This is a genomic window from Actinomycetes bacterium, assembly GCA_036510875.1.
In the GTDB taxonomy this organism is placed as follows: domain Bacteria; phylum Actinomycetota; class Actinomycetes; order Prado026; family Prado026; genus DATCDE01.
The window spans coordinates 1-5,447 of sequence record DATCDE010000300.1 but is presented as its reverse complement, the minus strand read 5'-3'; the positions used below and the strand labels follow the sequence as shown (position 1 = coordinate 5,447).

9 protein-coding genes are annotated in these 5,447 nt (G+C 74.6%); 8 read left to right on the top strand and 1 reads right to left on the bottom strand.

The annotated features are described in order from the left end of the window. The 6 genes from VIM19_17465 to VIM19_17440 form a co-directional block, all read left to right on the top strand. Positions 1-514: phosphatidylglycerol lysyltransferase domain-containing protein (locus VIM19_17465; protein ID HEY5186645.1), on the top strand; the 514-nt coding region annotated here is incomplete at its 5' end. A gap of 10 nt (positions 515-524) precedes the next feature. Continuing rightward, positions 525-1,394 (top strand): dihydropteroate synthase, encoded by an 870-nt coding sequence (gene folP, locus VIM19_17460; protein ID HEY5186644.1) that lies wholly within the window; start codon positions 525-527, stop codon positions 1,392-1,394. After that, positions 1,391-1,834, top strand: a complete 444-nt coding sequence (locus VIM19_17455) for a nuclear transport factor 2 family protein (protein HEY5186643.1) — start codon at positions 1,391-1,393, stop codon at positions 1,832-1,834. The genes folP and VIM19_17455 overlap by 4 nt, the downstream gene beginning before the upstream one ends. Further along, positions 1,831-2,199, top strand: coding sequence for a dihydroneopterin aldolase (folB, locus tag VIM19_17450; protein ID HEY5186642.1), 369 nt, complete (start codon positions 1,831-1,833; stop codon positions 2,197-2,199). Before VIM19_17455 ends, folB begins: the two co-directional genes overlap by 4 nt. After that, positions 2,196-2,702: a 2-amino-4-hydroxy-6-hydroxymethyldihydropteridine diphosphokinase gene (folK, locus tag VIM19_17445; protein HEY5186641.1), complete on the top strand. Its 507-nt coding sequence runs from the start codon at positions 2,196-2,198 to the stop codon at positions 2,700-2,702. The genes folB and folK overlap by 4 nt, the downstream gene beginning before the upstream one ends. Then, entirely contained in the window at positions 2,699-3,172 is a 474-nt protein-coding gene (locus tag VIM19_17440; protein HEY5186640.1) for a DUF3180 domain-containing protein, read from the top strand. The genes folK and VIM19_17440 overlap by 4 nt, the downstream gene beginning before the upstream one ends. A gap of 9 nt (positions 3,173-3,181) precedes the next feature. Here VIM19_17440 and VIM19_17435 read toward each other — a convergent pair whose 3' ends face one another. Continuing rightward, positions 3,182-4,336, bottom strand: coding sequence for an ATP-binding cassette domain-containing protein (locus VIM19_17435; protein ID HEY5186639.1), 1,155 nt, complete (start codon positions 4,334-4,336; stop codon positions 3,182-3,184). A 35-nt stretch (positions 4,337-4,371) separates the two neighbouring features. Between VIM19_17435 and VIM19_17430 the strand changes: the two genes are divergently transcribed. Further along, positions 4,372-5,040: an ABC transporter permease gene (locus VIM19_17430; protein ID HEY5186638.1), complete on the top strand. Its 669-nt coding sequence runs from the start codon at positions 4,372-4,374 to the stop codon at positions 5,038-5,040. After that, the coding region (locus tag VIM19_17425) for an ABC transporter permease subunit (GenBank protein ID HEY5186637.1) at positions 5,037-5,447 on the top strand (411 nt) is incomplete at its 3' end. The genes VIM19_17430 and VIM19_17425, both read left to right, overlap by 4 nt.

Sequence of the window (5,447 nt, the reverse complement as noted above, 5' to 3'; positions counted from 1 at the left end):
CGGGGACCCGGGGGACGAGGAGTGCGTGCTGGTCACGGCCCGGCTCGACGGCGAGGTGCGCGGGCTGCTGTCGTTCGTGCCGTGGGGTCGAGACGGGCTGTCGCTGGACCTGATGCGCCGCGACCAGACCGCCGACCCGGGGCTGAACGAGCTGCTCATCATCGAGGCCCTCGAGCAGGCGGGCCGGCTCGGGGTGCGCCGGATGTCGCTGAACTTCGCGGTGTTCCGCAGTGCGTTCGAGCGCGGCGAGCGGATCGGGGCCGGACCGCTGACCAGGGCCTGGCGCCGGGCCCTGCTGTTCGCCTCCCGGTTCGCCCAGATCGAGTCGCTGTACCGGTTCAACGCCAAGTTCCGGCCGGTGTGGGAGCCCCGGTTCATCCTGTACTCGGCGGTTCTCGGTCTGCCCCGGCTGACCGTCGCCTACCTGGAGGCCGAGGCGTTCATCTCCCGGCCGCGGCTGACCTTCTGGCGGGCCCGCGTCCGGAGGGCCGCGGCGGCCACCCGGCCCGCCTAGAGTGACCGCCATGGCCCACGTCGCGGAGCCCGCCGGTCTGCCGGGGTCCTTGCGCGGGTTGGGCCGCGCGCTGGTCATGGGCGTGCTCAACGTGACCCCGGACTCGTTCAGCGACGGCGGCCGGTTCCTCGACCCGGACGCCGGGATCGCCCGCGGGCTCGCCCTGCGGGACGCTGGCGCCGACCTCGTCGACGTGGGTGGGGAGTCCACCCGCCCGGGCGCCAGCCGGGTCCCGGTCGAGGAGGAGCTGCACCGGGTGCTGCCGGTGGTCACCGCGCTGGCCGCCGAGGGGGTCCCGGTGAGCATCGACACGATGCGCGCCGAGGTGGCCGAGCAGGCGCTGGCGGCCGGCGCCGTCGTCGTCAACGACGTCAGCGGGGGGTTGGCTGACCCGTCTGTGCTCCGCGTCGTGGCGCAGGCCCGCGTGCCGTACGTGGTCATGCACTGGCGGGGGCCGTCGACCGTCATGGACGACCTGGCCCGCTACGGGGACGTCGTCCACGACGTGCGGGTGGAGCTGGCCCGTCGGCTGGACGGCGCGATGGCCGCGGGGGTCGACCCGGCCTACGTCGTGCTGGACCCCGGCCTCGGGTTCGCCAAGGACGCCCGGCATAACTGGGCGCTGCTGGCGCACCTGGACCAGCTGGGCGTGCTCGGCCGGCCGCTGCTCGTCGGAGCGTCCCGCAAGCGGTTCCTCGGCTCGCTGCTGGGCGGGTCGGCGGCGCCGCCGCCCCCCGAGCGGGACCCCGCCACCGCCGCGGTGTCCGCGCTCGCGGCGGGGGCCGGGGTGTGGTGCGTACGCGTGCACGAGCCGGCCGCCAGCCGCGACGCTGTGCTGGTGGCCGCCGCGTGGCGGGACGCCGCGCTGGAACGGCGATGAGCACTGCGGCTTCGGCCGTGGAGGCGGCCAACACCGCGCTGTACACGGCATTCGAGACCGGGGACCTCGACCTGATGGGGTCGCTGTGGACCGATGCGGCGGAGGGTCCCGCGCACTGCGTCCACCCCGGCTGGTCACCGCTCACGGGCCGGTCGGAGATCCTGCGCTCGTGGGCGCTGATCATGGCGAGCACCGCGTACGTCCAGTTCATCATCACCGACGTCGAGACGGTCCTGCTCGGCGACGTCGCTGTGGTGACCTGCACCGAGAACTCGTTGTCCGGCTCGGAGGACGGCTCGACGCTGGCCGGCGGGCACACCGTCGCCACCAACGTGTTCCTGCTCAGGGACGGCGTCTGGCGGATCTGGCTGCACCACGCCTCGCCGGTTCTCGGCCAGCTGGCCGACGGCAAGCCGGACGACGACAGGGAGGGGCAGTGACCACTCCGCGGGACACCGTGACCTTGACCGGGCTGCGGGCCCGGGGCCGGCACGGCTGGTTCGAGCACGAGCGGGTCGAGGGCCAGACGTTCGTCGTCGACGTCGAGCTCACCTTGGACACCAGTGCCTCGGCCGCCTCCGACGACCTCGCCGACACGGTGGACTACGGGACCCTCGGCTCCGCGGTCGTCGCGGTCGTGGAGGGCGAACCGGTGCGCCTGGTCGAGACGCTGGCCGACCGGATCGCCGCGGTCTGTCTGGCCGACCCGCGGGTGGCGTCGGCCCGGGTGTGCGTGCACAAGCCGGAGGCGCCCATGGCGGTGCGCTTCGAGGACGTCGCCGTCACGGTCGTGCGGTCCCGGTGAGCCGGGCCGCGCTGGCCCTCGGGTCGAACCTCGGCGATCGCGCCGGCCTCCTACAGGGCGCGGTCGACGCGCTGCTCGCCGTCCCCGGGGTCGCCGCCGTGGCCGTCTCGCCGGTGTACGCGACCGAGCCGGTCGGCGGCCCGGCCGGCCAGCCTCGGTACCTCAACGCGGTCCTCGTCGTGGACACCGGCCTCGAACCGCTGGACCTGCTGCGGCACTGTCACGACGCCGAGCAGGCAGCCGGTCGCGAGCGCAGCGTGCGCTGGGGGGCGCGCACCCTCGACGTCGACCTGCTCGCGGTGGGGGCGACCACCTGGTCGGACGCCGACCTGCAGCTGCCGCATCCGCGGGCCCACGAGCGGGCGTTCGTGCTCGTCCCGTGGGCGGACGTCGACCCCGGCTTCGTGCTGCCGGGGCACGGCCGCATCGCCGACCTGGCGGCGGCCGCCGACCGCACCGGACTGCGGCCGGAACCCGGCGCGGCCCTGAGGCTGGGCCGATGAAGCCCACGACCTGGCGGCTGCTGCTGGGCACCGTGGCGGTCTCCGCCGCGCTCGGCTGGGCGGTGTTCCGGGTGTGGGAGTCGACCCGGTCCGAGCTGCCCAACCTGCCGTGGTCGGCCCCCGTCGTCATCGGGGTGTTCGCGGTCGCGGTGTTCTTCACCGCGCTGCGGCTGCGGCCGCGGCTGCAGCGGCGCCCCGGGCACAAGCCGCTGCACCCGTTGGTCGCGGCCCGGTACGCCGCGCTCGCGCTGGCCACGTCGCGGACCGGCGCGGTGCTCATGGGGGTGTACGGCGGCTACCTGGCGCTCGTGCTCACCGACCTGCAGACCGACTACCGCCGCCGGGCCGCGCTCGCCGCCGGGGTGTGCGTGCTGGCCGGTGCCGCGCTCGTGGGGGCCGGGCTGCTGCTCGAGCGCGAGTGCAAGCTGCCGCCCGAGCCGCCCGAGGACGCCACGCCGGCGGGCGGCTGACCGGGGGCTTCAGGCCCTGGCCACCGTGTCCACGTCGACGGCCGCCGGGTGCGTCGCGCGGGCGTCCGCCTCGACCGAGCGCCGCAGCGCCTCGTGCAGCACCGAGGGGGTGAGCACCCCGAGGTAGCGGTCGCCGTCGAGGACGGCCACCCAGCCGGCGTCCTGCTGGAGCATCTCGGCGAACGCCGCCTTCAGTGAGCTGTCCACGTCGACCCAGGCCTGCATCCGGCGCACCCGGTCGGCCACCGTGCCGCCGTCCAGGGTGTCGCGTCCGACCCAGCCGCGCAGCCGACCGTCCGCGTCGAGGACGACGGCCCAGCGTGAGCCCTCCCGGTCGAGCCGCTCGGCGACCCGCGCGCAGTCATCGTCCGGGCCGACGACCGGCGGGTGCTCCAGGTCCTCGGCCCGGATCGGCGTGACCGCCAGCCGCTTGAGCCCGCGGTCGGCGCCCACGAAGTCCGCAACGAAGGGGGTGGCCGGCCGGCCCAGGATGGTGGCCGGGCTGTCGTACTGCTCGAGGTGCCCGCCCTGGCGCATAACCGCGATCCGGTCGCCGAGGCGCACCGCCTCCTCGACGTCGTGGGTCACGAACACCACGGTCTTGCCGAGGTCGCGCTGCAACCGGTGGAACTCCACCTGCAGCCGGTCCCTGGCGATCGGGTCGACCGCGCCGAACGGCTCGTCCATGAGCAGCACCGGTGGGTCGGCGGCCAGCGCCCTGGCCACCCCCACCCGCTGCCGCTGCCCGCCGGACAGCTCGTTGGGATAGCGCCGGGCGTGGGCGGCGGGGTCGAGGCCGACCAGCTCGAGCAGCTCGGCGGCCCTGGCCCGCGCCCTGGCCCGGCCCCAGCCGAGCAGTGACGGCACGGTCATCACGTTGGCCTCGATGGTCTGGTGCGGGAACAGGCCGACCTGTTGGATCACGTAGCCCATCCGGCGGCGCAGCTGGACCGGGTCAACCCGCGTGACGTCCTCGCCGGCCAGCAGGATCCGGCCGCTCGTCGGCTCGACCAGCCGGTTGATCATCCGCATGGTCGTGGTCTTGCCGCAACCGGATGGACCGACCAGCACGCTCAGCTCGCCGGGGGCGACGTCCAGCGACAGGTCCTGCACCGCGACCGTGCCGTCGGGGTAGCGCTTGCCCACCGACTCCAGCCGGATCATGGGGCCGGCGGGCACCTCAGCGGTAGCGTCCACTGGTGCCTCCGAACCCGTGGTTCTCCTGGGCCTGGGTCTCGACGCACTGGAGCGACCTGTGGGAGGCCGGCGTCGAGCACGTGACGATCACCGTGGTCGCCGTGGCCGCCGCGCTGGTCATCGCGTTCCCTCTCGCTCTGGTGGCGCGCCGCTTCCGGCGCACCGAGGCACCCATCCTCGCCGTCGCCGGCGTCCTGTACACCATTCCATCGTTGGCGCTGATCGGCGCCCTGTGGCCGGTGTTCGGGCTGAGCCCGCTCACCGTCGAGGTCGCCCTCGCCACCTACGCCGTGCTGATCATCGTCCGCAACTTCATCGCGGGCCTCGACGAGGTCCCCGCCGACGTCGTGGACGCCGCCCGGGGCATGGGCTTCGGGCGGACCCGGCTGCTGTGGCGGGTCGAGCTGCCGCTGGCCCTGCCGGCCGTGCTCGCGGGCGTCCGGATCGCCACCGTGTCGACCATCGGCCTGGTGACGATCGGCGCGCTGGTCGGCTACGGCGGGTTCGGCGACCTCATCTACACCGGGTTCCAGCGCAGCACCGGCCGCGCGCAGATCATGGCGGCGTCGCTGTGCTGCGTGCTGCTGGCCGTCGTGGCCGAGCTGCTGCTCCTCGGCGTGCAGCGCTGGCTCACGCCGTGGACCCGCCGCCGCTCGGAGGTGACGGTGTGATCGCGCAGGTGTGGGCCTGGCTCACCGATCCCGCGCAGTGGAGCGGCCCGAACGGCATCCCGGTGCGGCTGGCCGAGCACCTGCAGATCTCCGGCTTCGCCATGCTGCTCGCCTGCCTGGTGGCGCTGCCGGTAGCCGTGTGGCTGGGCCACGTCGGGCGCGGCGGGTTCCTGGCCATCAACGTGGGCAACGTGGGGCGGGCGATCCCGACGTACGCGCTGCTGGTGATCTTCGCGTCGATGGACCCGATCGGGGTGGGAGAGAAGGCGGCCGTGCTGGCCCTGGCGGTCTTCGCGCTGCCGCCGCTGCTGACCAACACGTATGTGGCCATGCGCCAGGTGGACCCCGAGGTGAAGGACGCCGCCCGGGGCATGGGCATGACCGGCGGCCAGCTGCTGCGGCGGGTC

Coding starts and splice junctions, on each gene's coding strand:
- folP (HEY5186644.1), top strand. CDS start 525: ATGGCCCACGTCGCGGAGCCCGCCGGTCTGCCGGGGTCCTTGCGCGGG.
- VIM19_17455 (HEY5186643.1), top strand. CDS start 1,391: ATGAGCACTGCGGCTTCGGCCGTGGAGGCGGCCAACACCGCGCTGTAC.
- VIM19_17440 (HEY5186640.1), top strand. CDS start 2,699: ATGAAGCCCACGACCTGGCGGCTGCTGCTGGGCACCGTGGCGGTCTCC.
- VIM19_17435 (HEY5186639.1), bottom strand. CDS start 4,336: ATGATCCGGCTGGAGTCGGTGGGCAAGCGCTACCCCGACGGCACGGTC.